The following is a 24,389-nucleotide window of genomic DNA, read 5'->3' as shown; positions in this document are numbered from 1 at the left end:
CCGGACGGGACCGCGCAGCCCGTGGTCAGCGCAGCCCGGCGCCGTCACGCAGGGCGAGCCGCACGAGCCGGTCGACGAGCTGCGGATAGGTGATCCCGCTCGCCTCCCACATTCGGGGGAACATCGACGTCGGGGTGAATCCTGGCATCGTGTTGACCTCGTTGACGACCACCTGATCTTCCGGGGTGACGAACACGTCGACCCGCGCGAGCCCGGCGCAGTCGAGTGCCTCGAACGCCGCCACCGCCACCTTCTGCACGCGGTCCAGCGCCGCCGGAGACAGCCGCGCGGGGATGTCGAAGCGTGTCTGGTCGGAGACGTACTTCGCCTCGAAGTCGTAGAAGCCGGCTGACGAGGTGACGGTGATCTGGGCCGGGATGCTGGCTTGCGCGCCAGGCCCGTCCAGCCGACCGAGCACCCCGCACTCGATCTCATGTCCTGTGATCGCCGCCTCGACCAGCACCTTGGGGTCGTGCGCCCGGGCTGTCTTGACCGCCGTGTCCAGATCAGCCCAGGCATCGACCCGGCTGATTCCAATGCTGGATCCACCGCGGGCCGGCTTGACGAAAACCGGTAGGCCGAGGCGTTCCTGGTCGGTTTCAGACAGGGTCTGGCCGGCCCGCAGCACGGCGTATGGGCCGATAGGCAGACCCGCGGCGCGCAGCAGGGATTTCATGTGCTGCTTGTCCATGGCGGCCGCGCTGGCGAAGACGCCCGAGCCGACGTAAGGCAACCCCGCCATCTCCAGGAGGCCCTGCACGGTCCCATCCTCCCCGAAGGGGCCATGCAGGAGCGGGAAGACCACATCGATGTCCCCGAGCGGGCCACGGATGGCCTCCGCCGCATCGTGGGGGAGTAGCCGTGACAAGGTCGGGTCCGGGGCGAGCACGACACCCGTCCCCCGGGACGCCGCGACCGAGGGGAGTTCCCCGTCCGCCGGCGCGAGGGCATCCGCTCCAGGCAGGACGACCCAGCGCCCCGACGGGTCGATGCCGACCAGGACGACGTCGTAGACGTCGGGGTCGAGCGCGCGCAGCACGCCGCCGGCAGACACGCAGGAGATCGCGTGCTCCGTGCTGCGGCCGCCGAACAGGAGAGCGAGCCGAATCCGACGCCTGATGCCTGCTGCCATGCGGGGACCCTAACGGATCGCCGCCAGGGCCCGCGGCCGCACCCGGCGACGGGGACCGGCGCGCTGAGCCAGCCCGTGCCCGGCCACCACGTCTGGACAGGCCAGATCGGGTATCAGTACATCACCGAGCCCGGGCCCTACCTCGACGAACAGGTGTAGAGCCGGTCAGGCGCGGGCGACCTTGCCCGCCTTGATGCAGGAGGTGCAGACGTTCAGCCGCCGACGGGTGCCACCCACCACGGCACGGACCGTCTGGATGTTCGGATTCCAGCGACGGCGGGTGCGTCGGTGGGAGTGGGAGACCGACATACCGAAGCCCGGCCCCTTGCCGCAGACGTCGCACACCGAAGACACGAAAAACACTCCGTCGAAGTAGTAATGGTCCCGGTGCCATGCCCGGGACGTCGGGCGGTCAGGACCGCGATCGTACTCATCCCGTGAGCCTGATGGCCTGGTCGGGAGAACTCGCGCAGCAGAGACCAGCTTGAGATTACCCCAGGCGTTGTGGTCCTGGGCGTGGGGCACGAGGCGAGCGAGCTCGGCACCGTCGGTGGTCCGGTGCAATATCTGGGGTGTGGTCGACCTCGACACGTCCCTGAAGTCACTCCTCGGTCAGCGGACCGCCACCCTACTGGCGGAGGGCCTTGAGCTGCATGTGGTCGGTGACCTCCTGGCGCACCTGCCCCGCCGGTATCACGAGCGGGGCGAACTGACAGATCTCGCCGACCTGGTCGTCGGTGACACGGTCACGGTCCAGGCCAGGGTGGAGAAGGCCGAACGCCGACCGATGCGAGGCAGCCGTCGGTCCATGCTGCTAGTGACGGTTACAGACGGCACCCATCCGCTGGCACTGACCTTCTTCAACCAGACCTGGCGGGAACGCGATCTCCGTCCCGGGACGACAGCGCTGTTCGCCGGGAAGGTCGACGAGTACCGCGGGCGCCGGCAGCTGACCAACCCCGAGGTCCAACTGCTGGAGCCGGAGGTGGACAGCGACGCCACCGGCCCGCTGTTCGCAAACGCGCTGGTGCCGATCTACCCTGCCGCCGCCAAGGTGCCGAGCTGGACCCTGGCCAGATGCGTCCGCCTGGTCCTGGACTCTCTCGGTTCCCTGGAGGACCCCCTGCCGGAGGAGCTGCGCCGGCGGCATCGCCTGTCCACGCTCGCCGAGGCCTACCGGTTGGTGCATCAACCCACCGACCGTGGCCAGGTCGCCTCGGGGCGCAGGCGCCTCACCTGGGACGAGGCTCTGGTCCTCCAGGTGGCGCTGGCGCGCCGCCGCCGCGAGGTGGAAGCGCTGGCAACGACCGCCCGCAACGCCAGGCCGGACGGCCTGCTGGCTGCGTTCGATGCTGCGCTGCCCTTCCCCCTCACAGCGGGCCAGCAGGAGGTGGGCGCCACCATCGCGGGCGAGATCGGGCGTCCGGTGCCGATGCACCGCCTCCTGCAGGGCGAGGTCGGGTCGGGCAAGACGGTGGTGGCGCTGCGGGCGATGCTCATCGTGGTCGATGCTGGCGGCCAGGCTGTGCTCCTCGCACCAACGGAGACGCTCGCCGCCCAGCATTGCCGGAGCCTGCGGGAGATGCTGGGTGACCTGGCGTGCGACGGCGAGCTCGGCGCCGATGAACGGGCGACTCGGGTGACCCTGGTCACGGGCTCGATGGGGGCCCGCGCTCGGCGAGAGGCGTTGGCGGTCATCGCGGAAGGCTCAGCCGGCCTCATCGTCGGGACCCATGCCCTGCTGCACGATGAAGTCGTCTTCGCGGACCTCGGGCTGATCATCGTCGACGAGCAGCACCGGTTCGGTGTCGAACAACGTGACGCGTTGCGGGCGCGGGGTCGGCGTCCGCCGCACCTGCTCGTCATGACGGCGACCCCGATCCCGCGGACCGTGGCCATGACTGTCTTCGGGGATCTGGAGGTATCCGAGCTCACCGAGTTGCCGAGGGGCCGTTCCCCGGTCGCCACTTTCGTCGTTCCTGCGGCGATGCGCTCGTGGGCCGATCGGATGTGGGGCCGAATCCGTGACGAGGTCGCGACCGGTCATCAGGCCTACGTGGTGTGCCCCCGTATCGGCGGGGACGGAGCGGATGACGAGACCGGCGCGGTGGCCGACGAGGCAGAGGGGCGGGCGGGACGTCCGGCGGCGACGGTGACGGACGTGCTGCCGCAGCTGGTGGATGGTGAACTCGCGGGCCTGCGGGTGGAGTCCCTGCACGGTCGCCTCCCAGCAGCACAACGGGAGGCCACGATGAACCGCTTCGCGCAGGGGCAGATCGACGTGCTGGTGGCGACCACGGTCGTCGAGGTCGGCGTGAACGTGCCGAACGCGACGGTGATGGTAGTTCTTGATGCGGATCGGTTCGGCGTGTCGCAGCTGCACCAGCTGCGGGGACGGGTCGGGCGCGGCACCGCACCCGGGTGGTGCCTGTTGCACACGGCGGCGGACCAGGGAACGCCAGCCTGGGACAGACTGGGAGCGGTCGCCGCGACCAACGACGGAGCGGAACTTGCCCGACTCGATCTGGCTCAGCGCCACGAGGGGGACGTGCTGGGGGCGGCCCAGTCCGGGGGACGCCGATCCCTGAAGTTGCTGGCGCTGTTGCGGGACGAGAAGCTGATTCGGGAGGCCCGTGCCGAGGCAACTCGACTGGTCGACGCCGATCCTGCACTGGAGCGGCATCCCGCCTTGCGGCGCCTGCTTGATGCGGCGCTCGATGATGCCAGTGCGGCTTTTCTCGAGAAAGGATAACCGGCGCATCGATGACGCGCATTATCGGTGGGGCCGTGGGCGGCCGACAACTCGTCGTCCCCACGGGGGGATCCACCCGGCCAACATCGGATCGGGCCCGTGAGGGTTTGTTCAACACCTTGTCGACGTGCGTCGATCTTTCGGGTGCCCGGGTCGCGGACCTGTACGCCGGTTCGGGTGCAGTGGGCTTGGAGGCGTTGTCCCGCGGAGCGTCGCACGTGCTTCTGGTCGACCATGGCCCGGCGGCGGTCCGGGCGCTGCGGCGGAACGTGGCTGCCCTCGGGCTCGTGGGAGCCGAGATCGTGCAGGCCTCGGTTTCGCGTGTGGTGCAGAACACTTCCGGGGATCCGTACGAGGTGATTTTTCTCGATCCCCCGTATGCGATGAGTGACATCGAGCTTCGCGAAGTGCTGACAAGGCTCCACGATGGTGCATGGTTGGCTGCGGATGGTGTCTGTGTAGTCGAAAGGTCTCACCGCTCGGGCCCGGTTGCGTGGCCGGATGGCTTGTGTGCTTTGCGTGACCGGAGGTACGGGGAGGGTGTTCTCTGGTACGGTATTCGATCATGAGGAGGGCAGTCTGTCCCGGTTCATTTGATCCGATCACCAATGGTCACCTTGACATCGTCGTCAGAGCTAGCAAGCTCTTCGATGAGGTCGTGGTTGCCGTTTCGATCAACAAGAACAAGGCCACCCTGTTCACCATCGATGAGCGCATGGAGCTCATTCGTGAGGCGGTGCGCAATCATCCGATGGCGCCATCAAACGTAGTGGTGGACGCATCGCACGGGCTGGTGGTCGACTTTTGCCGTGCGCGCGGTATCCAGTCCATCGTCAAGGGTCTGCGCGCGGTCAGCGACTTCGATTATGAACTCCAGATGGCACAGATGAACAATTCGCTCGCTGGCGTGGAGACGCTTTTCATGAGCACAAACCCGCAGTATGCGTTTTTGTCCTCAAGTCTGGTGAAGGAGGTCGCTCGCTACGGAGGGGACGTCTCGCACCTGGTTCCCGACGTGGTCCTCAAGCAGCTCCGCGAGCGTGCGGTCGAGTAGTCACGCAACCACTCGCGCTGGGATGCGCCCGATGCTGCTCGCCCCGCGTCCGCCCGGCGTGGGCAGGATGGGTGGCCATGGCCGGCTCGCCAGGTGCTCCTGGCGGTCGCCGGCAGCGTGCAGGTCGTGCCGTGACTCGATCGGATACGCTGGCCGCGTAGTCGCCGACTGGCTGGTATGCATCCGGCGGCCTTCCGGGTGGCCTGAGGGGTCGTCGGGGGCCAGGTACTCGATCGTCAGCCGGCGCTGCAGCAGCCCCACCCCACGTAAGGTCCGTCACCAACGGACTTACCCGAGCCGAACCTAGACGTGAATTCGACTGCCGCTATGACTGGATCCCACCCCCGCCGTAGGACGCCCAAGGGCCCCCTGGTGCTTGACACCCGTGAGCTCGGCCGGCGGCCGGGGTCAATGCGCCACGTCCAAACCCAGGCGGCGCTTCCTGCCGATCTCGGGGCCGAGATGATGTGGGTCCCCGCGGGGGCCATCGCCACGTTGGATCTCCGTCTAGAGTCGGTGATCGAGGGGGTGCTGGTCAGCGGCACGATCGTCGCCCCGCTGCGGGGCGAGTGCGGGCGCTGTCTAGCTGAGGTGTCCGACATTGGCACCGTCGAGGTCAGGGAGCTTTTCTACTACGCTGACCGGGCCGTGGACATGGCGGATGACGACGACGCCAGGGTTCTCGTCGAAGATCATGCCGACCTCGAGCCCGTGGTTCGGGACGCCCTGGTGCTGGACCTGCCGTTGTCCCCCACCTGTCGGCCGGATTGCGCGGGACTGTGCGTGGACTGTGGTGTGCGGCTCGACGAGGTCGGGCCGCATCACTCCCACGACCGCCTCGACGCTCGGTGGGTTGCGTTGTCCGCTCTGGCGGAGGGCGCTCCGACGGGAACTGATCAGGGTCGGTCCGACCCTGACGAGAGCAAGGAGAAGGAATAGTGGCCGTCCCGAAGCGGCGCACCTCGCGCAGCAACACTCGGTCCCGCCGTTCGCAGTGGAAGGCCAAGGTGCCGACCCTCGCGAAGTGCTCCCTGGGGCACGTGATCCGGCCGCACACCGTGTGCACGACGTGCGGCCGGTACAACGATCGTCAGGTGCTTGACGTCTGACCCGGCGTGACCCGCATCGCCGTTGATCTGCTGGGGGAGGGGCTCCCTGTCGGGCCCCTCCTCGAGGCGCTGCCCGCTGCATTGGACGCAGACCCACGTCTGATGCTGATCCTGGTTTCGCCCGCGGAAGGTGTTCGTGAGGAGCTGGCACGGCTCGGTATCGCGCCTGGTGAGCGAGTGCTGCTGAGGCCCGCCACGCGCACGGTGACAGGGGGTCCTGCCGCCCTTCGGGACGTCCGCGCGCGCCGGGACGCCGGCGTTCGGGTGGCCGCCCGGCTGGTTCGCGAGGGTCATGCTGATGCCATGGTCTCGGTAGCGCCCGTGGAGTCGGTCGTCGCCTCAGCCCAGTTCACCCACGGCCTGCTACCCGGCGCGACGAGGGCCGTGCTTGCTGCGGTCATCGGTCGGAGAGACGTCGGCGTTGTTCTGTGCGATGCCGGATCGACCGTCGGCGTGACGGCCGACGAACTCGCCCAGTTTGCGCTGCTGGCCAGCGAATATGCGGCGTTGCGGTTCACGGTGAACGCACCCCGGATCGGGCTTTTGGCGCCCCGGGAGGCGTTGTCGGATCCGTTGCGGCGGATCGCGGACGAACTGCTTCGGTCGCTCGAGCTGAACTATGTCGGTCCGTGTACGGTCGAAGACCTTCTCGCCGGCCCCGAGCCGGCCGGCCAGGAGGGCGCGGCGACAGGCCGGTCCCCAGCCATGGGTCCGAGCAGGCGGCTCGAGGTCGCGGTGACCGACGGCTACACCGGTGATGTCGTGCTGTCGACCATTCGAGGTGTGTCGAGCTGGGAACGCCGAGATACTGCCGGCCGCACGAACGCCGGCCTGGATCCGGCGTGGGGAACATTGGAAGATCCTGATGTGCGAGGGGGAACGATCGTGCTGGGGGTCGACGGCGTCGCGGTCCACGCGGAGCGCGCCCGAGGAGGATCCGTGGATGCCGGGGCCGGCGGGCTGCTCGCGGCGCTGAAGGTGGCGTCGTCGGCCGTACGCGGGGATCTCATCCCGCGCACACGGGCCGCGATGGCGACCCTGGTGGCACGGCGGCGGGCGCTGGCTGGGCTGGCCGGATGACGCGCCATTCGCCGACTCCTCCGCCGCGGGACGGACTGATCGAGGTTCTCGAGGCAGCGATCGATCCTGAGCTGCTTGACCGGGCACTCACGCACCGCTCCTACGCCTATGAAAAGGGCGGCCTTCCAACCAACGAACGGTTGGAGTTTCTGGGCGACGCGGTGCTCGGTCTCGTCGTGACCGCCGCGCTCTTCCTGCGTCATCCCGATCTGCCCGAGGGGCAGCTGGCCAAGCAGCGGGCCTCGGTGGTGAACATGCGAGCGCTCGCCGACGTGGCGCGTGGCCTCGGACCAAACGGACTCGGGCCCTACCTGCTGCTCGGCCGCGGGGAGGAGACAACCGGGGGTCGCGACAAGGCAAGTATTTTGGCTGACACCCTCGAGGCCATCATCGGGGCGGTCTATCTCTCGGCCGGCCTCGACGTCGCTTCCATCTTCGTGCATCGCCTGTTCGATCCGTTGTTGGACGAGGCTGCGGGCCGCGGAGCCGGGCTGGACTGGAAGACGTCGCTGCAGGAGCAGACGGCTCTGCTCGCCCTCGGGCCGCCCGAGTATCTGGTTGAGGAAGCCGGCCCCGATCACGCCAAGAGGTTCACCGCCCACGCGCGGATCGCGGGCGAGCCGCTGGGCGAGGGCGAGGGGGGCAGCAAGAAGGAAGCCGAGCAGCGGGCTGCTGCTGCGGCCTTCGCCGTCCTGGAGAGCCGGGCGGCTGCGGCGGTGCAGGACGACGGGGACGGCGGTTCGATCGGTCCCGTCGTGCATGGTGACGCATCCGTTGCGGGGCAGCTGGGCCGAGGGCACACCTCGAGTCCTTGAGGTCGACGATCCCATCGCCGCGATGATTCTGACAGGCCGCGGCCCCCGGCTGGCGTGGACCGGTTCCGCGCACTACGCCGGACTCTGTCCGACAGGCGGAGATCATGCCTGAGCTACCAGAGGTGGAGGTCGTTCGCCGCGGCCTGCAACATGGTGTCGTTGGCAGGATCATCGCCTCGGTCGAGGTGTGTCACCCGCGTGCGGTCCGTCGTCATGCGGCCGGCGCGGGCAATTTCTCCGCGCTGCTTGTCGGGCGGCAGGTGACTGCCGCGAAACGTCGTGGCAAGTACCTTTGGCTCGCGCTGCGAGCGGATCCCGCGGCCACCCCCGCGGTCGCGGCGTCGGCGCGGGCGGCCGAGCCGCAGTCGACAAGCGCGCCTGCGGGTCTGCCCGTGTCGGATCCGGCTCTGCCGTCTGCCCCGGATGACGCTTTGATCGCGCATCTGGGCATGAGCGGTCAACTGCTGGTGGTGCCGTCGACGAGCCCGGATCAGAAGCACCTGCGGATCCGCTTCACCTTTCTGGACGGAGGCCGCGAACTGCGGTTCGTGGACCAGCGAACCTTTGGCGGCCTGGCGGTCGCAATCGGTGGTGGAGAGCTGCCGGAGCCGGTCGCCCACATTGCCCGGGACCCACTTGATCCTGCCTTCGACGAGGATCTTGTCGTTCGGCGGCTGCGTGGGCGCCGTACCGGCGTCAAGCGGGCACTGCTTGACCAGACGCTGGTCAGCGGTGTGGGCAATATCTACGCGGACGAGGCGCTGTGGGCGGCGAGGCTGCACTACGCCCGTCCGACGGAGACGTTGACTCGTTCCGAGGTTCGGCGGTTGTTGGATTGCGTCCGCACGGTCATGGTTGCAGCGCTTGACGCTGGCGGGACGTCCTTCGACAAGCTGTATGTCTCGACCGAGGGAGTCAGCGGATTGTTCGAGCGGTCGCTCGAGGTCTACGGGCGCGCGGGTCTGCCCTGTGGCCGGTGTGGGGACACGATTCGGCGGGACGCCTTCATGAACCGATCCAGCTTCACCTGTCCCACCTGCCAGCGCTCACCCCGCCGGCCCAGATGGTAGGATTCGATCAAACGTTCGAAGGTGGTCGTCTCCCTGAGAGATGATCTCGAACGTGGCCAGCGTGGGGCGGCGGAAGCTCGCCCTGCGCGTTGTGGACAACGCTGCCGCCTCATCCGGGGCCGAGTCGGGATGCTCCCGGCTCAGTGAGGCACCACCGACGGCATCGGGTCGTGCTTCGGCCGACCGATGCGAGAGGACGGAGATGCCATGAATCCGGATGCGCTGCTTGGCCGGGTGCGGAAGCTTCTGGCCATGGCGGAGGCCGAGGGGCTCACCGAGGCGGCCAGAGAGGCCTACAACATCAAGGCCGCTGAGCTCATCGCTCAGTATGGGATTGACCGCGCGCTCGTGGAGGAGGCTGCGCCGAGCCGGGTCGCCGCCGCCGATCTTGTGGTGGCCGTCGACTCGCCCTATGCCCGAGACAAGATCTCGCTGCTGGCGAGCATCGCAGCGCCGCTGGGATGCCGTCTCGTGCATCGGACGGTCCGCCGTGACCACGGAACGGAGCATTCCGCGCATCTGTTCGGTATGGATGCGGACATCGGCCGCGTGCAGCTGTTGTTCACCTCGCTGCTCGTGCAACAGGCGCATGGATTGGCCGTCATACGCCCGCCGCGGCATGAGGACCCGAGAGCGTTTCGCCGATCGTGGATGGCCGGGTTCGCCCTGGCCGTCGCGCAAAGGCTGGCCCGAGCGGAGCGGACGGCCCGTGAGCGCGCCCAGGCCCAGCAGCGGGAGGACGCGGACGTCGGTTTGGGAGGTCCTTCGGTCGCGGTAGTCCTAGCCGGCCGGAGTCAGCGGGTGGACGCGCATCTCGCTGCCGTCTATCCGCGCCTGCGGACGCCCAGAGCCCGTCAGCTCTCCGGCAGTGGAGGTCGGGCTGGATACCTGGCCGGCGAGCGAGCCGATCTCGGCCTTGGCAACCGGGTGTCCGGTCGGGTCTCGCCGGCGATCGGCTCGCGTGGATAGACGACGGAACTTCCTGGCTAGAGCTTGCCGCCTGGAAGGTTGGGAACTGCGGTCTGAGTGGGGCCAGACGTCCGAGGCGGAGCGTAGCCGGGACCGATGATCTTATCTGGGCCGTCGACCGGTTCGGGCGTCACATGGCGATCACCGTCGGTGCTTGGATGCGGGACGGGTAGCGCTCCGCCGTCCTGGGAGAAGTTCTGCCCGCAACCGCCGAGTAGCAGCGCCGACCCGAGGGCTCCGCAGACGAGTGCCACGGCGGTGGACCTGCGGCGGGAACGCGGCCGGAGTGACCGCTCCCGTTGGAGGTCCACCGGCCGTCGTACCTCGCTCGATCGGCCTGCCACGTCTGAGAAAGAAGAGGTGTCCACGATGGGCTGTACCCTACCGTGCTGATGAGCGAGGTACCCCGGAAGCAGGCGGCATCTGGCCCGACCGTGGTTCGCTTCACGGCTCGAGTCGTCGGCCGTGTTCAGGGTGTCGGTTTTCGTGACTATGTGCGTACCCGTGGCCGCCGTCTCGGTCTGGCGGGAACCGCGACAAATATGCCCGATGGTGCCGTCGTGGTGATTGCGGAAGGCGCGGAGCCTGCGTGCCGGAACCTGGTCCGCCTGCTCGTGACGGGGCACACCCCCGGTTGGACGGATCGGGTCGAGCTGGTGTGGCAGAGGGCACAGGGTGATCTGGTCGACTTTCGCCGGAAGTGACTGCCTGGGGACGCCGAGCTGGCGGAACTGTCCTCAGGATGACGGTCAAGTTTTTGCGTGTTCACCGGATCAGCCGGGGGGCATGTGGCATGCTCTTGACTTTCGGTCACTCGGCGTGGGACTCTAGAGCCATTGTTTGGGGCGCACTCTGATCTGTTCGGATCTTGTGTTGTCCGACACCCACTAGGTCACTCATCGTGGAGGACCATCACTATGGCGAAGGCCCTTTTCGGCCACGTCGGTTCCGGCAGCGACCTGCGTCTCTCTTATGAGGTACGCCGGCTCCGTGCTCGAGTTGCGGAGCTTGAGGCTGAACTGACTCGAGTACGCGAGGTCAACGAGGCGCTGGTTGGAGGTGTCGACGTACCGGAGGATGTCCGGGCACTCGACGCCGAGCCGGCGTACAGCTGAGCCGCAAGGTCGGCTATCGGGGCGTTTCCTATCGGAGGCGCCCCTTCGTACTGGTTGCACCCAGCCATCGGCAATTTTTGGCTATCGGTATGTGCGTAATTAGTTACTTACTGTAGTCGAGGTGCTGCTTGGTCGAGGGCGGCCATCGCGGCGTCGCCAGGGCTGTCGCCTGAGAGTAGATCTCCGGCGCGGTCCTGGAGTGGTGCGATGGTCCGTCCCCGTTTGGGGGTTGAGGGCGGTGCTGGTCTCGCAGGAATCCTGCTGAGACGGGTTGTTCCCCGCGTCTGCGGACTTCACTGGAACGTAGCTGCACGACTGCTTTGCGTTGCTCGATACGATGGGGTGGTCCCACCGTCGGCTGATCCCGGCCATCCGTCACCAGTCCGGCGAGCCCTCCTCACCGCTCCGGAGACCGGTGCATCTCAAGAGCCTGACCCTGCGGGGCTTCAAGTCCTTTGCGAGCTCGACCTCGTTGCATCTCGAGCCCGGAATTACCTGTGTGGTAGGCCCAAATGGGTCCGGTAAGAGCAATGTGGTCGATGCCATCGCCTGGGTGCTCGGAGAACAGGGTGCGAAGGCGCTGCGTGGCGGCACCATGTCGGACGTCATCTTTGCGGGTACACCCGCGCGCCCGGCGCTCGGTCGGGCCGAGGTGCTCCTCACGATCGACAACTCCGACGGCGCGTTGCCAATTGAGTACACCGAGGTAACCGTCGGCCGTCTCATGTTTCGCAGCGGGGAGAGCGAATACACGATCAACGGTACGGGATGCCGGCTCCTTGACATCCAGGAGCTCATGAGCGACTCGGGCATCGGCCGCGAGCTGCACGTGATCGTGGGCCAAGGGCAGCTCGACGCCGTGCTGCACGCGCGTCCCGAAGATCGCCGGGCGTTCATCGAGGAGGCTGCGGGCGTCCTCAAGCACCGTAAGCGCAAGGAGAAGGCGCTGCGCAAGCTTGAGGCGATGTCCGCGAACCTCACCCGGCTCACTGACCTTTCCGCTGAGCTGCGCCGCCAGCTCGGCCCCCTCGGCCGGCAGGCGGAGATCGCGCGGAAGGCCGGAGCCATCCAGGCCTCGCTGCGGGACGCCCGTCTTCGGCTGCTCGCGGATGATGTGCACTCCGCGGGAACCGCACTCGCCTCCGACGTCGTGGACGAGAAGGCGCTGCGGCGGCGTCTCACGGACTCCGAGACGGCGCAGCGTGCCGCGGCGCAGGGTGAGGAACACCTCCAGGCGGAACTCGGCGCTGTCGTCCCTCGCGCGGCCGCAGCCCAGGAGACCTGGTATGCGATGGCTTCCCTACGGGAGCGACTGCTGGGAACCCGCTCGCTGGCGACGGAACGAGCCCGGCTGCTTCGGATCGGATCCGACGAACTACGGGGTCGCCGTGATCCGGAGGAGCTCGAGCAGGAGGCGATCGCGGTCCGGGAGCAGGAGATTGCGCTCACCGAACGGTTGGATCGCGATCGCGAGCTGCTCGAGGAGGTGGTCAGCAGGCGGGCCGAGCTCGAGGCCGCGCTGGCACACGAGGAACGCGAGCTGATCGCCGCGGCCCGCGCAGCCTCCTCTCGACGCGAGGAGATCGCTCGGCTCGCCGGCCAGGTCGAGGCCGCGCGGTCGAGGGCGACCAGTGCGGAGCAGGAGATCGCGCGGACGACGGAGGCGCTGGCGGCCGCCCGGGAACGCGATGCGCAGGCCGCCCAGTCCCGGACCGCGCTGGAGACGGAACTCGCCCAGATGGAGGGCGCTCGAGAGGAACTCGGCGAACGGCACAGCACGGCGGTGGCGGTGCACGCCAGTGCGACCGACCGGCTGGAGACGCTGCGGGCACAGGAGCGCTCGGCTGAGCGGGACCGGGCGTCCTGGACTGCTCGCCATGAAGCGCTGCAGCTGTCGCTCGAGCCGGCCGACGGGGTAGCTGCGCTGCTCGAGGCCGTCGCGCGAGCGCGGGCCCCCCAGGACGAGTCTCCTACCGACACGGGCGGCTCGCGGGACGGGGCAGATCCGGCCCGGGACGGCTCACGGCCGGGCGATTCGTCGTCCACCCGATCTGCCAGCGGGAAGCGTGGTGGCCCTGGCGGCCGTCGGCATCGACCCGCCGCGCTGAAGGACGCCCACGCGGCCGGCGAGCGCCGGCGTGAACTCCCGCCCCTGGACCCCTCGTTCTCGCCCCTGGGCCGGCTGGCCGGCGTGTTGACCGTTCGGCCGGGAGCCGAGGTGGCGGTGGCCGCGGCCCTGGGGCCGGCCGCGGACGCGCTGCTGGTCGCGACGCCGGCCGAGGTACTGACCGCGTTCGCCTGGTTGCGCCAGGCCGAGGCCGGAAGGGCTGCGGTGGTGACCGCTCGGACCCCGAGGAATCTGGGCGGGACCGACGGCGACGGCGCAGGCGGGGGGCTGCATGCTGGCCGGGGGCGCAACAAGGCGAACGAGTCGGTCGGGGATGTGGCGGGATCGCTGCCTGAGGGCTGTGTGCCGGTCCTGGCCCTGGTGGAGATCCTCGACGACCGTTTCGGTGCTGCGCTGGTGTCGCTGCTCGAAGGCACCGTCGTCGTGGACGATCTGGCCGCCGCCGCTCTTGTCGTCGGATCCCGGCCTGATCTACGGACTGTGACACGGGCAGGAGACATCCTCGGTCCCGCGGCGTCGATCGGGGGCAGCGCGCATCCGCCGTCGGCGATCGAGCTGAGAGCGGCGGCCGACGAGGCGGAGGCCGGGGTGGCGGAGGCGGCCCGACGGGCCGAGACGGCCCACGAGTCCTTTGAGCCGGCCCGGGCCGAGGTGGCCCGGACGCGCTCGGCCATTGACGCGGCTCTGGCCGCCCTGCACGGGGCCGACGCCCGATACCGGGCGTTGTCCGAGCAGGTGGCACAGCTGGATCGCGCGAGGGGTGGTGCGGGCTCGGAGGTGGCGCGGCTCGAGGCCGCCCGCGGCGGCGCGGAGACGGCCCGGGATCGGGCCTACGGGGCGCTGACCGAGCTGGAGACCGCCCTTGCCGCGACCTCTGTGCAGCCTGAAGTCGCCGAACCGACGCCGGCCGAGCGGGACCGGCTGGTCACCGCTACCTCGGCCGTGCGCGCCGCCGAGGTCGAGGCTCGGCTGGCGGTGCGGACGAGCGAGGAACGGGCGCGTGGTTTGCAGGGGCGGGCGGACGGGCTGATCCGGGCCGCAGCGAGCGAACGGACGGCTCGGGCCGCCGCCGTCAGACGGCGGGAGGTGCGCGAGCAGCAGGCCGTGGTCGCGGCGGCACTCGGGGACGCCACCCAGGTGACTCTCGACCGGCTGGACCGCTCGCTGGCCCGTGCCGCTGCTGAGCGTGAGGAGGCCGAAGCTCTGCGCCGGGCGACCGAGACGGACCTGGCCGCCGTGCGTGAGCGGGGAAGGGCGCTGGCCACCGAGCTCGCGGCGCTGCGGGATGCGGCGCACCGCGACGAGATGGCCCGCGCGGAGAAGCGGCTGCGGGCGGAGACACTCGAGGCCAGGGCGATGGAGGAGTTCGGGATCGGTGCCGAGGACCTCGTGGCCGAGTTCGGGCCACAGGTGCCGGTGCCGCCCGACGATCCGGACGGTACGCCGACGCCGTTCGACCGGGCCGAGCAGACCGCCAGGGCCGCCACCGCGGACAAGCAGCTCGCCCGACTTGGCCGGATCAACCCCCTGGCGCTGGAGGAGTTCGCTGCCCTGCAGGAAAGGGCGGCGTTCCTGTCGGCACAGCTGGACGACATCAAGAGCACCCGTCGGGACCTGCTGCTCGTGGTCGAGGAGGTCGACGTCCGGGTTCGCGAGGTGTTCGCCGCGGCCTTCGCCGACACCGCCCGGGAGTTCGAGGTCGTCTTCGCCACTCTTTTCCCAGGGGGCGAGGGCCGGCTGGTGCTCACGGATCCCGAGGACATGCTGACTACGGGGATCGAGGTCGAGGCACGTCCGCCGGGAAAGAAGGTCAAGCGGCTGTCGCTGCTGTCCGGCGGAGAGCGATCGCTGACCGCGCTCGCGCTGCTGCTGGCGATTTTCCGGGCCCGCCCGTCGCCGTTCTACGTCCTCGACGAGGTCGAGGCGGCGCTGGATGATCGCAACCTCGGCCGGCTGCTGGACGCCATCGAGGGGCTGCGGCAGAAGTCCCAGCTGATCATCATCACTCATCAGAAGCGGACGATGGAGATCGCCGATGCCCTGTACGGCGTGGCGATGCGTGGCGACGGGGTGACGACAGTGATCAGCCAGCGGTTGCGGGAACGCGCGGCGGTCTGACCCGACTCGGGGGTGCCGGGGGTGGTGAGCGGCCCGGGCCGCGCCGGCCATCTGTCAGGATCGGGGGGTGGAGCTCCTCATCCTGATCGTCGTCATCGCCGTCGTCGTACTGGCCACCATGGGATTTGTGGTGGGCAGCGCTGTGCGGCGGCGCCCCCGCCGGGCTGTCGGGAGGGGCGGCCGGCCCGATACCGACCTGTCTCCCGGCGTCGGTGATGACGTCGAGGTGCCTCGCGACTCGGCCACCCGGACGATCGATGATGTCGGCCTGCCCGCCGCGCCCGACGTCGCGTCGCCTCGAGTGGCCGCGACCGGCGCACCGACGACCGGCGCACCGACGACCGGGGATGCCGCGCCGGCGGCCCCGGCGGACACGAACCTCGCGCCCACGCTTGCGCCGCAGCAGCGGCCTCCGGCGGAGACTCCGGCTCCGGCGGCCGGCCGGTTGGTGCGGCTGCGCCTTCGTCTGGCCCGCTCGCAGAATGCGCTCGGTCGCGGTCTGCTCACCTTGCTGTCGGGCGACAATCTCGACGAGGAGACCTGGGAGGACGTGGAGGCGACCCTGCTCGTCGCCGACGTCGGTGTGGCAGCGACGAGCGAACTGGTTGCGGCGCTGCGGGAGCGCACGAAGGTGCTCGGCGCCCGTACTCCGGCCCAGGCACGGGTGATGCTGCGCGACGAGCTGCTTGCCCAGGTCGGCACGGCGACCGATCGTTCGCTGCGGACCTCCGTGCCGGATCGTCCGGCTGTCGTCCTCGTCGTCGGGGTCAACGGCACCGGGAAGACCACGACCTGCGGCAAGGTCGCGCGGCTGCTGGTCGCGGAGGGGCGGACGGTGGTGCTGGGCGCGGCCGACACCTTCCGGGCTGCGGCTGCGGATCAGCTTCAGACCTGGGGCGAGCGGGTCGGCGCGGTGACCGTCCGGGGAGCCGAGGGCGGTGATCCGGCATCGGTTGCCTTCGACGCGGTGAAGCAGGGTATCGATTCGGGCGCCGACACCGTACTGATCGACACCGCTGGTCGCCTGCACACCAAGACCGGCCTGATGGACGAGTTGGTGAAGATCAAGAGGGTGGTCGGCAAGCACGGTCCCGTCGACGAGGTGCTGCTGGTGTTGGACGCCACCACCGGGCAGAACGCGCTGGTCCAGGCCCGAGTCTTCACCGAGGCGGTGGAGTTGTCCGGGGTCGTGCTGACGAAGCTCGACGGCACGGCGAAGGGCGGAATCGTCATCGCCGTGCAGCGGGAGCTGGGCGTGCCGGTCAAGTTGATCGGCCTGGGTGAGGGGCCGGACGACCTCGCTCCCTTCGAACCAGAGGTATTCGTCGACGCCCTGCTCGGCGAGCCGGTCTGACGGTCGGAGTGCCCGCCGCGCCCTGCGAGACAGAAGACCACGGGGTGTCACACGTCAAGGGCTTTTCGTTGTTCGCAATGTGATTTAGGCTTCATCGCTGAACGGAGCCGGGAGGCTCCTCGGTGCGTTTCCGGCTGGGGGGTGAGCGTCCGGCGAGGCGTCTCGCCCTCCTCGGCGCAGAGGGCGGATCCGGCCCGGTGCGAAACCAGGTCGGTGTCCGTGCGGGTATGCCTCGCCGGGCCGCGCAAGGGGCGCGGTGGAGCTGGCGGCCGCCAGGTGTTCGGACGCGGGGTGTGTAGTCCTCGTCGTCGGGTGCGTACGCTGGTGCCTGCGGTCCGCCTGCGATCTCGGAGTGTGTGCGCGTGTTCGACACCCTTTCCAGCCGCCTCGACAAGGTCTTCACGTCGCTGCGTGGTCGGGGGCGCCTGACCGATGCGGACATCGACGCCACGGCGCGGGAGATCCGGGTGGCGCTGCTGGAGGCGGACGTCGCGCTCCCCGTGGTCCGCAGCTTCGTCGCAGCCATCAAGACCCGGGCGCGAGGAGCCGAGGTCGGCTCATCGCTGAATCCGGCACAGCAGGTCATCAAGATCGTGAACGAGGAGCTCGTCGCGATCCTTGGCGGCGACACGACGACCCTGCGGTTCGCGAAGACGCCACCTACCGTGATTTTGCTTGCCGGTCTGCAGGGCACGGGTAAGACCACCCTCGCGGGCAAGCTGGGGCGGTGGCTGAAGGCGCAGGGGCACACCCCGCTGCTGGTCGCGGCCGACCTGCAGCGCCCCAACGCGGTCAACCAGCTCCAGGTGGTCGGAGCGCGCGCCGGCGTGGAGGTCTTCGCCCCGGAGCCCGGCAACGGGGTCGGGGATCCGGTCCAGGTGGCTCGCGATGCCCTCGCGCATGCCCGCCGCCAGGTCTTCGATGTCGTCGTCGTCGACACGGCGGGCCGGCTCGGCGTCGACGAGGAGTTGATGCGCCAGGCGGCGAACATCCGTGACGCGGTCTCGCCAGACGAGATCCTTTTCGTGCTCGACGCCATGATCGGGCAGGACGCCGTCGCCACCGCCAACGCCTTCGCCGACGGCGTCGGGTTCAGCGGCGTGGTCCTGACCAAGCTCGACGGTGACGCCCGCGGTGGCGCGGCGTTGTCGGTCGCCCAGGTGACCGGGCGCCCGATCATGTTCGCCTCCACCGGCGAGGCCCTCGATGACTTCGACGTCTTCCATCCGGAGCGGATGGCGTCGCGCATCCTCGGGATGGGTGACGTCCTCACCCTGATCGAGCAGGCTGAGAAGGCGTTCGAGGCCGAGCAGGCCGAGGCGATGGCAGCCAAGATGGCTGCCTCGGAATTCACGCTCGAGGACTTCCTCGACCAGATGCTCACGGTCCGCAAGATGGGTCCGATCGGCAACCTGCTCGGCATGCTGCCCGGCATGGGGCAGATGAAGGAGCAGCTCGCGCAGGTCGATGACCGCGACGTTGATCGGGTGGTCGCCATCATCCGGTCGATGACGCCGGGAGAGCGTCGCGACCCTCGGGTCCTCCAGGCCTCTCGTAAGGCCCGTGTGGCCCGCGGATCCGGTGTCACGGTCACCGAGGTCAACCAGCTGCTCGACCGCTTCGCTGAGGCTCGCAAGGTGATGCGGCAGATGGCGGGTGGGATGGGGCTGCCCGGTGGGATGGCCCGGGCGAAGGCCGCCTCCGCCCGCAAGGCCGCCAAGAAGGGGAAAGGCGCGAGCCGAAAGGGAAACCCGGCGGCGCGGGCGGCGCAGGACAAGGCGCAGAAGTCCGCGGCGCAGGAGCGCCTCGGCAAGGGACCGGGCTTCCCCGACGGGATGCCGGACCTGGCGGCCCTCATGCGTCAGCAGGACGGCCCCGGGGGGATGCCGCCCGCAGGCCCGCGCGGCGGTCGTTGAGAGGTCTGGTCCTGCTCGGCGAGTCCACGGTCTGCCGGGTGCGCGCCAGGCGGCCGCGGTCTGGCAGACTGTAAGCTCTACTGCAGGCCCTGCCTGCCAGCGTCGGTGTGGCTGCCCTCCGATCTCGTGTCGCACGAGAGTGATTCGAGTGGTTGTTCCGGCGCTGGTGCTTCCCACCGTCGGACTCTCCGTACTTCCGGAGTCCGGCGGTCACCGACACGTCTGGAGCCGTTCGACCACCGTGGCAACCAAGATTAAATTGCAGCGTCTCGGCAAGATGCGCGAGCCGCACTACCGCATCGTCGTGGCCGACGCCCGCACCAAGCGGGACGGCCGGGTCATCGAGGCCATCGGGCAGTACCACCCGAAGTCCGACCCGAGCATCATCAAGGTCGACGCCGATCGGGTGGGGCACTGGCTTTCGGTTGGGGCTCAGCCCACCGAGCCGGTCCTCGCCATCCTCAAGGTCACCGGCGACTGGCAGAAGTTCAAGAACCTGCCGGCCCCGCCGCCCATGAGGGTCGCCGAGCCGAAGCCCGACAAGCGGGAGGTCTTCCAGGCTGCGGCGCGGGCCGCCGCAGGTGCGGAGGACCGTCCGGCGACCACTCCGAAGAAGGCCACCAAGAAGGCCGCGTCGGCGGAGGGTGCGGACGCGCCGGCCGCGGACGCGTCGACGGCCGCGGGGCAGTAGGTGCTGGAAGCGGCCCTCGAGCATCTCGTGCGGGGCATCGTCGATCATCCTGACGATGTCCGCGTCGATCTGAACAACGGTCGCCGAGGCCGAACCCTGGAAGTGCGGGTACATCCCGACGACCTCGGGAAGGTCATCGGTCGGCGGGGCCGCACAGCCCGCGCTCTGCGCACGGTCATGGGCGGCGTCGGCGGCCGCGGACTTCGGATCGACGTCGTCGATGTGGACCGCTAGCACTCCTCGGCATGGCGATGAGTGCGGTTCACTCGGCGCCCATCTCCGTGGCTGAGGCGATCGTCGTCGGCCGGATCGGTCGGCCGCACGGCGTTCGAGGCGACGTCACGATCGAGGTGCGGACGGATGTGCCGCAGCGCCGGTTCGCGTTGGGCGCGGTGCTCGGGCGTGAGGGTGGCGGTGCCCCCCTCACGGTCGCCGCGACCCACTGGCACTCGGGCCGTCTGCTGATCCGCTTCGACGGGGTCGAGGACCGCGGCGCCGCGGAAGCCCTACGCGACGTGTTGCTGACCATCGACCTCGCCGAGGCCGGATCTCCGGTGGATGACGACGAGGACGCTGACGGTGACGTCGGCGACACGTGGTGGGATCGTGATCTCGTCGGCCTGGAGGCGGTCACGACGGCCGGTGCCCCGCTGGGCCGGGTGACAGACGTCATCCATGCGCCGGCGGGCGACCTGCTCGCCGTCGGGCGCCCAGGCGGGGGCGAGCATCTCGTACCGTTCGTCCGGGAGATCGTCCCGACCGTGGATCCGGCTGCGGGCCGGATCGTCGTCGATCCACCCCCTGGTCTGCTGGATCTCGACTGATCCCGCTCCGGTCCGGCCGACGCACTGGTGCCTGCTCGGGACACGAGCCTGTTCCCATCTCGGCCGGACGGGCCGCCGAGCCCGGCGTCCCTGGCCCTTGGCCGCTGCGCCGGATCTCGGCCGGCGGCCCGACGATGATCCGAGTCTCCGGACGACCCCTGCCGCGGGGCCGGCCCCGATAATCCGGAAGCAGCCGATGCGTGCCGACGTCGTGACCATTTTTCCGGCCTACCTCGAGCCGTTGCGCCTGTCGTTGGTGGGCCGGGCACAGGAGCGCGGGACCCTCGACGTCCGCACTCACGACCTGCGTGGGTGGACCAGCGACGTTCACCGGACGGTCGATGACGCGCCCTACGGCGGTGGTCCCGGCATGGTGATGCGCCCCGAGCCGTGGGATGCGGCGCTGACGGAGATCGCGGCGTCGTATCCAGACCATCGCCCGCGAGTCGTGGTGCCGACTCCGGCCGGCGCACCGTTCACTCAGAGTCATGCCGAGGAGCTCGCGAGGGAGCCGTGGCTGGTGTTCTGCTGCGGCCGCTATGAGGGCATCGACGCCAGGGTGATCGACGCCTGGGCGGATGACGAGATCTCCATCGGGGACTACGTGCTGGCCGGCGGCGAGGTCGCCACGTTGGTCATCCTCGAGGCGGTCGCCCGCCTCCTGCCAGGAGTGCTCGGCAACAGTGCGTCGGCGGCCGACGATTCGTTTTCCGACGGTCTGCTCGAGGCCCCGGTGTACACGCGTCCGCAGGTCTGGCGGGGCGCCGAGGTACCCGCGGTGCTGCGATCCGGGGACCACGCGGCGGTGGCCAGGTGGCGGCGTACGCAGGCGTTGCGCCGTACGCTGGCGCGGCGTCCGGATCTGGTGGAGCACGCCGAGCTGTCCGACGCGGACCGTGCTGTCCTCGAAGCCGTGGCGGCCGAGCCAGCAGAGCACGTCGCGGCGGCCTCCGGATCGGTTGCGGGTGGCGCGACCCTGGTCGGGCGGGGTTCGTCGATGGACTCGTCCGACCCGGTCTGATCGTCCGAGCGGACGCGGAGCGTGGCCGCTGGTGTCTCCGGGACTGCCCGGCCTTCACCTCTGCGGTCGGTCGCGGCCATGCGGTCCGCGTTGTGTTCGTCCACCTGACCGGTGGGCGGCGGCGCCGGGGTGCGCGGCCGGAGTCGCCCGCGCGTGTGGCACAGTACAATGCAGTGTCCGCCGGTTCGTGACCGGCTCGGGTGGCCTCAGGTCGAAATGATCCCTGCGGGACGTCTCCGTGGTGGAGCCTGTCGATGCACGGGTCCGGGTCGGGCTCGGCCGTGGGTTGTTCGCCGCGGTCGTGGGCCGAGGGCGCGGACGACCCACTCTCACCTTCTTCAGGAAGCGACTGCCATGCACACCCTGGACAGCCTCGACGCCGAGTCGCTGAGGACCGACGTGCCCGAGTTCTGGCCGGGCGACACCCTCAAGGTTCACGTGCGGGTCGTCGAAGGAAACCGTCAGCGCATCCAGGTGTTCCAGGGTGCCGTCATCCGTCGACAGGGTGGCGGAGTGCGGGAGACCTTCACCGTTCGGAAGGTCAGCTTCGGCGTGGGAGTCGAGCGCACCTTCCCGCTGCACAGCCCGATCGTGTCCAAGATCGAGATTGTGACCCGCGGTGACGTCCGCCGGGCGAAGTTGTACTACCTGCGTGAGCTGCGCGGCAAGGCCGCGAAGATCAAGGAGAAGCGGGAGCCGATCTCGCGCTGACGTGCTCGTCACCCAGTGCCCCGCTCGGACCTCTTGTCGGCGACTTGCCGGTACTCCGTGCACGTGTTGACCCCGCTCTTGGACGAAGATAGGCGGCACGGTCCGCAACGACGTCGCATGGGGCGGCTGGTGGCACGTCGACCGGTCCGATGAGGTCAGTCGGTCGATCCAGCGAGGTGGCGGAGTGAACGCATCCAGTCCGGGTGAGCATCGTCCGTCGGGAGACGCAGGAGGCGATCGGCCCGTCGACGATGCACGGCGGGTTGACCCCGCCTCCGAGGGATCGCCGCGGTTCTCCTCTGCGCGGGATGACGCGGGCGGTGAGCGGCCCGGGTGGGCTGCCGAATCCGTGGGGTCCCGTGACGATGCCGACGCCCAGGCCGCACTCGACGGTGCGGGCGGGGCGCCGGCCACGGCACCGGACGAGCGGGGGGGCGATGGTCGCCGGATCGCTCGGCCCGGTTCGGGAGTCCGGGGCCGGGGCTCTTTTCTGCGCGAGTTGCCCGTGCTCGTACTGGTCGCCTTTCTGCTGGCGCTGCTCATCAAGGCACTGCTGGTCCAGGCTTTCTGGATCCCGTCAGAGTCGATGGAGCGGACTCTTCTGATTAACGACCGTGTGCTGGTCAACAAGGTCGTCTACCATTTCCGGGACGTGCACCGGGGTGAAATAGTGGTGTTCAACGGCAAGGGGACGGGTTTCGACCATCAGGAGTCGATCGTTCCCAAGCCCACCAATGCCTTCAGTAAGTTTGTTCGTGGTGCGCAGAACCTGCTCGGCCTCGGTGCCCCGAGCGAAACCGATTTCATCAAGCGGGTCATCGGAGTCGGCGGCGACACGGTTGCGTGTTGCGACGCCGAGGGCCGGGTGACGGTCAACGGCCATCCGCTGGACGAGCGGTACGTCTACCAGAATGACTACCAGCGTTTCGGCCCGGTGAAGGTGCCCCCGGGCTATCTGTGGGTGATGGGCGATCATCGGGGGGCATCTTCCGATGCCCGTCAGAACGGACCGATCCCGAAGGGCAAGGTGGTGGGCCGTGCCTTCGTCCGGGTCTGGCCGCTGAGCCGGCTCGGCTTCCTGGGCGTGCCGGACAACTTCGGCGGGATACCCGCCGCGTCGGTTACTCCTCGTGCGACGCCGGCACCCACCACACCTGCGGCGGCAGCCACCTCCGGCACGGCGGCCCAGCCCGGGTCGGGCGTGCCGGCCGCGGACGGCACGTCCCTGCTGACGCTCGTCGCGCTGGTCCCGCCAGCCTGGCGGGCGCGGCGTCGTGATCGGCGGCTCGTTGTCGCCGGGGATGTCGTCGCCGGGGATGTCGCCGCAGAGGATGCGGTCGCAGAGGATGCGGTCCCGCCGCGGCGGCGCGGATATCCATGAGCTCGCGCGGGGTCGTGATCCGGCGTGACGCCGGCCTGTTCGGTTACGAGCGGGCGTTGGCGCGCTGTGGGCTGGGCCCGGTCGCCGGGGTTGACGAAGCGGGTCGCGGCGCCTGTGCCGGCCCGTTGGTCGTCGCCGCGGTGGTGCTCGGTCCGGACAGCAGGCGCCGGCTGTCTGCCCGACTGGCGGACTCCAAACTACTGACCGAGCACGTCCGGGAAAGCCTCTTCGACGAGGTCCTGAGGGCGGCCGAGGACTGGTCGGCGGTCGTGGTTCCGGCGGCGGAGATCGATCGGACCGGCGTGCACGTGGCCAACATCACCGGCATGCGGCGTGCCGTCGCGCGGCTGGCGCGTCGGCCGGGCTACGTGCTCACAGACGGATTTGCGGTCGCCGGCTTCGGGTCGGAATCGTTGGCGGTTGTGAAGGGGGATCGGGTTGTCGCGTGCATCGCGGCGGCCTCGATCGTGGCGAAGGTGACGAGGGACCGGATCATGCGTGCGTTGCACACGCGCTATGCCGAGTACGATTTCGCGCAACACAAGGGATACGTCACCGCGGCCCACGCGGCGGCGCTGGCGCGGTACGGACCGTGTGACGAGCATCGGAAGTCGTACGTCAACGTGGCTGCGCATGCGGTGCCGACGAGGGAAGCACGATCATTGCGGCTGGAGGACAGAGTGCTTGCGACCAGCCTGCATGGCGTCACGGAGACCGCATGAGCGCGGAAGACCTCGAGAAGTACGAGACCGAGATGGAGCTGCAGCTCTACCGCGAGTACCGCGACGTGGTGGGACTGTTCTCGTACGTCATCGAGACCGAACGTCGGTTCTACCTCGCCAACGAATACCAGATCGAGGTCAGGAACAGCACGGACGGTGAGGTCTTTTTCGAGCTGACCCTGCGGGACGCCTGGGTGTGGGACATGTTCCGCCCGGCGCGTTTCGTTAAGAATGTCCGGGTCGTTACCTTCAAGGACATCAACGTGGAGGAGCTGACCAAGGCCGAGCTCTGAGGCTCCGCTTCTGGTCGCAAGCCCCTCCGGCGCCGTCGACCCGGCTCTGCAGCGACTCCCGCCCGCGCTGCGGTGATCTGGGATCGCTTGCCCGGCCGAGGCACCTCACTTCCAGCGGCCGCCCACTTTCGTCC

24 protein-coding genes are annotated in these 24,389 nt (G+C 69.3%); 22 read left to right on the top strand and 2 right to left on the bottom strand.

The genetic code is table 11. The annotated features are described in order from the left end of the window. Positions 1-25: 25 nt before the first annotated feature. Both NBZ85_RS05335 and rpmB read right to left on the bottom strand, forming a co-directional pair. A complete protein-coding gene (locus tag NBZ85_RS05335; protein WP_261554642.1) occupies positions 26-1,132 on the bottom strand; it encodes a D-alanine--D-alanine ligase family protein in 1,107 nt (368 codons plus the stop codon). Between the two features lie 165 nt (positions 1,133-1,297). Further along, positions 1,298-1,486 (bottom strand): 50S ribosomal protein L28, encoded by a 189-nt coding sequence (rpmB, locus tag NBZ85_RS05330; RefSeq protein ID WP_055409184.1) that lies wholly within the window; start codon positions 1,484-1,486, stop codon positions 1,298-1,300. Between the two features lie 220 nt (positions 1,487-1,706). On the opposite strand from rpmB, the gene recG reads away from it, so the two are divergent. The 22 genes from recG (at position 1,707) to NBZ85_RS05220 (ending at position 24,255) form a co-directional block, all read left to right on the top strand. Continuing rightward, on the top strand, positions 1,707-3,884 hold the full coding sequence (gene recG, locus NBZ85_RS05325) for an ATP-dependent DNA helicase RecG (protein WP_261554643.1): 2,178 nt from the start codon (positions 1,707-1,709) through the stop codon (positions 3,882-3,884). 11 nt (positions 3,885-3,895) lie between these two features. Continuing rightward, positions 3,896-4,453, top strand: a complete 558-nt coding sequence (rsmD, locus tag NBZ85_RS05320; RefSeq protein WP_261554644.1) for a 16S rRNA (guanine(966)-N(2))-methyltransferase RsmD — start codon at positions 3,896-3,898, stop codon at positions 4,451-4,453. Further along, positions 4,450-4,938: a pantetheine-phosphate adenylyltransferase gene (gene coaD / locus NBZ85_RS05315; protein WP_009742315.1), complete on the top strand. Its 489-nt coding sequence runs from the start codon at positions 4,450-4,452 to the stop codon at positions 4,936-4,938. Before rsmD ends, coaD begins: the two co-directional genes overlap by 4 nt. Positions 4,939-5,265: 327 nt before the next feature. After that, positions 5,266-5,877: a YceD family protein gene (locus tag NBZ85_RS05310; protein ID WP_261554645.1), complete on the top strand. Its 612-nt coding sequence runs from the start codon at positions 5,266-5,268 to the stop codon at positions 5,875-5,877. Continuing rightward, the gene (rpmF, locus tag NBZ85_RS05305; protein ID WP_261554646.1) at positions 5,877-6,047 is read left to right on the top strand and encodes a 50S ribosomal protein L32; all 171 of its coding nucleotides are present in this window, start codon (positions 5,877-5,879) and stop codon (positions 6,045-6,047) included. Before NBZ85_RS05310 ends, rpmF begins: the two co-directional genes overlap by 1 nt. 6 nt (positions 6,048-6,053) lie before the next feature. Beyond that, the gene (locus NBZ85_RS05300) at positions 6,054-7,127 is read left to right on the top strand and encodes a phosphate acetyl/acyltransferase (protein ID WP_261554647.1); all 1,074 of its coding nucleotides are present in this window, start codon (positions 6,054-6,056) and stop codon (positions 7,125-7,127) included. After that, on the top strand, positions 7,124-7,942 hold the full coding sequence (gene rnc / locus NBZ85_RS05295; RefSeq protein ID WP_261554648.1) for a ribonuclease III: 819 nt from the start codon (positions 7,124-7,126) through the stop codon (positions 7,940-7,942). The genes NBZ85_RS05300 and rnc overlap by 4 nt, the downstream gene beginning before the upstream one ends. A 104-nt stretch (positions 7,943-8,046) precedes the next feature. Beyond that, entirely contained in the window at positions 8,047-9,012 is a 966-nt protein-coding gene (mutM, locus tag NBZ85_RS05290) for a bifunctional DNA-formamidopyrimidine glycosylase/DNA-(apurinic or apyrimidinic site) lyase (RefSeq protein ID WP_261554649.1), read from the top strand. Positions 9,013-9,219: 207 nt separating this feature from the next. Continuing rightward, positions 9,220-9,981 (top strand): DUF2786 domain-containing protein, encoded by a 762-nt coding sequence (locus tag NBZ85_RS05285; protein ID WP_261554650.1) that lies wholly within the window; start codon positions 9,220-9,222, stop codon positions 9,979-9,981. Positions 9,982-10,373: 392 nt separating this feature from the next. Next, on the top strand, positions 10,374-10,685 hold the full coding sequence (locus NBZ85_RS05280; RefSeq protein WP_261554656.1) for an acylphosphatase: 312 nt from the start codon (positions 10,374-10,376) through the stop codon (positions 10,683-10,685). A gap of 213 nt (positions 10,686-10,898) precedes the next feature. Then, on the top strand, positions 10,899-11,096 hold the full coding sequence (locus NBZ85_RS05275) for a hypothetical protein (protein WP_011606869.1): 198 nt from the start codon (positions 10,899-10,901) through the stop codon (positions 11,094-11,096). 415 nt (positions 11,097-11,511) lie between these two features. After that, positions 11,512-15,342, top strand: coding sequence for an AAA family ATPase (locus tag NBZ85_RS05270; protein WP_261554651.1), 3,831 nt, complete (start codon positions 11,512-11,514; stop codon positions 15,340-15,342). A 67-nt stretch (positions 15,343-15,409) separates the two neighbouring features. After that, positions 15,410-16,696, top strand: a complete 1,287-nt coding sequence (ftsY, locus tag NBZ85_RS05265) for a signal recognition particle-docking protein FtsY (protein ID WP_261554652.1) — start codon at positions 15,410-15,412, stop codon at positions 16,694-16,696. A 362-nt stretch (positions 16,697-17,058) separates the two neighbouring features. Next, positions 17,059-18,612: a signal recognition particle protein gene (ffh, locus tag NBZ85_RS05260; RefSeq protein ID WP_261554653.1), complete on the top strand. Its 1,554-nt coding sequence runs from the start codon at positions 17,059-17,061 to the stop codon at positions 18,610-18,612. A 241-nt stretch (positions 18,613-18,853) separates the two neighbouring features. Next, positions 18,854-19,303, top strand: coding sequence for a 30S ribosomal protein S16 (rpsP, locus tag NBZ85_RS05255; RefSeq protein WP_261554657.1), 450 nt, complete (start codon positions 18,854-18,856; stop codon positions 19,301-19,303). Then, positions 19,304-19,537 carry an RNA-binding protein gene (locus tag NBZ85_RS05250; protein WP_009742328.1) on the top strand — a complete coding sequence of 78 codons (234 nt, stop codon included), beginning with the start codon at positions 19,304-19,306 and terminating at the stop codon, positions 19,535-19,537. Between the two features lie 47 nt (positions 19,538-19,584). Beyond that, complete coding sequence (gene rimM, locus NBZ85_RS05245; RefSeq protein ID WP_261554658.1) at positions 19,585-20,127, top strand: ribosome maturation factor RimM; 543 nt, start codon at positions 19,585-19,587, stop codon at positions 20,125-20,127. A 196-nt stretch (positions 20,128-20,323) separates the two neighbouring features. Next, the gene (gene trmD, locus NBZ85_RS05240) at positions 20,324-21,148 is read left to right on the top strand and encodes a tRNA (guanosine(37)-N1)-methyltransferase TrmD (protein WP_261554654.1); all 825 of its coding nucleotides are present in this window, start codon (positions 20,324-20,326) and stop codon (positions 21,146-21,148) included. A gap of 354 nt (positions 21,149-21,502) precedes the next feature. After that, complete coding sequence (gene rplS / locus NBZ85_RS05235; RefSeq protein ID WP_044886201.1) at positions 21,503-21,859, top strand: 50S ribosomal protein L19; 357 nt, start codon at positions 21,503-21,505, stop codon at positions 21,857-21,859. Between the two features lie 349 nt (positions 21,860-22,208). Next, positions 22,209-23,240 carry a signal peptidase I gene (lepB, locus tag NBZ85_RS05230; protein WP_308204950.1) on the top strand — a complete coding sequence of 344 codons (1,032 nt, stop codon included), beginning with the start codon at positions 22,209-22,211 and terminating at the stop codon, positions 23,238-23,240. Continuing rightward, the gene (locus tag NBZ85_RS05225) at positions 23,237-23,962 is read left to right on the top strand and encodes a ribonuclease HII (RefSeq protein ID WP_261554655.1); all 726 of its coding nucleotides are present in this window, start codon (positions 23,237-23,239) and stop codon (positions 23,960-23,962) included. Before lepB ends, NBZ85_RS05225 begins: the two co-directional genes overlap by 4 nt. Continuing rightward, positions 23,959-24,255, top strand: a complete 297-nt coding sequence (locus NBZ85_RS05220; RefSeq protein ID WP_009742334.1) for a DUF2469 domain-containing protein — start codon at positions 23,959-23,961, stop codon at positions 24,253-24,255. The genes NBZ85_RS05225 and NBZ85_RS05220 overlap by 4 nt, the downstream gene beginning before the upstream one ends. Positions 24,256-24,389 lie beyond the last annotated feature (134 nt).

This window comes from Frankia tisae, from assembly GCF_025403405.1.
In the GTDB taxonomy this organism is placed as follows: Bacteria; Actinomycetota; Actinomycetes; order Frankiales; family Frankiaceae; genus Frankia; species Frankia tisai.
The sequence above is the reverse complement of the archived record's forward strand: the minus strand, read 5'-3'. Positions and strand labels throughout refer to the sequence as shown.

Coding starts and splice junctions, on each gene's coding strand:
- rplS (WP_044886201.1), top strand. CDS start 21,503: ATGCACACCCTGGACAGCCTCGACGCCGAGTCGCTGAGGACCGACGTG.
- mutM (WP_261554649.1), top strand. CDS start 8,047: ATGCCTGAGCTACCAGAGGTGGAGGTCGTTCGCCGCGGCCTGCAACAT.
- NBZ85_RS05285 (WP_261554650.1), top strand. CDS start 9,220: ATGAATCCGGATGCGCTGCTTGGCCGGGTGCGGAAGCTTCTGGCCATG.
- NBZ85_RS05220 (WP_009742334.1), top strand. CDS start 23,959: ATGAGCGCGGAAGACCTCGAGAAGTACGAGACCGAGATGGAGCTGCAG.
- NBZ85_RS05310 (WP_261554645.1), top strand. CDS start 5,266: ATGACTGGATCCCACCCCCGCCGTAGGACGCCCAAGGGCCCCCTGGTG.
- NBZ85_RS05275 (WP_011606869.1), top strand. CDS start 10,899: ATGGCGAAGGCCCTTTTCGGCCACGTCGGTTCCGGCAGCGACCTGCGT.
- trmD (WP_261554654.1), top strand. CDS start 20,324: ATGCGTGCCGACGTCGTGACCATTTTTCCGGCCTACCTCGAGCCGTTG.
- rnc (WP_261554648.1), top strand. CDS start 7,124: ATGACGCGCCATTCGCCGACTCCTCCGCCGCGGGACGGACTGATCGAG.
- rsmD (WP_261554644.1), top strand. CDS start 3,896: ATGACGCGCATTATCGGTGGGGCCGTGGGCGGCCGACAACTCGTCGTC.
- NBZ85_RS05280 (WP_261554656.1), top strand. CDS start 10,374: ATGAGCGAGGTACCCCGGAAGCAGGCGGCATCTGGCCCGACCGTGGTT.
- coaD (WP_009742315.1), top strand. CDS start 4,450: ATGAGGAGGGCAGTCTGTCCCGGTTCATTTGATCCGATCACCAATGGT.
- NBZ85_RS05225 (WP_261554655.1), top strand. CDS start 23,237: ATGAGCTCGCGCGGGGTCGTGATCCGGCGTGACGCCGGCCTGTTCGGT.
- NBZ85_RS05335 (WP_261554642.1), bottom strand. CDS start 1,132: ATGGCAGCAGGCATCAGGCGTCGGATTCGGCTCGCTCTCCTGTTCGGC.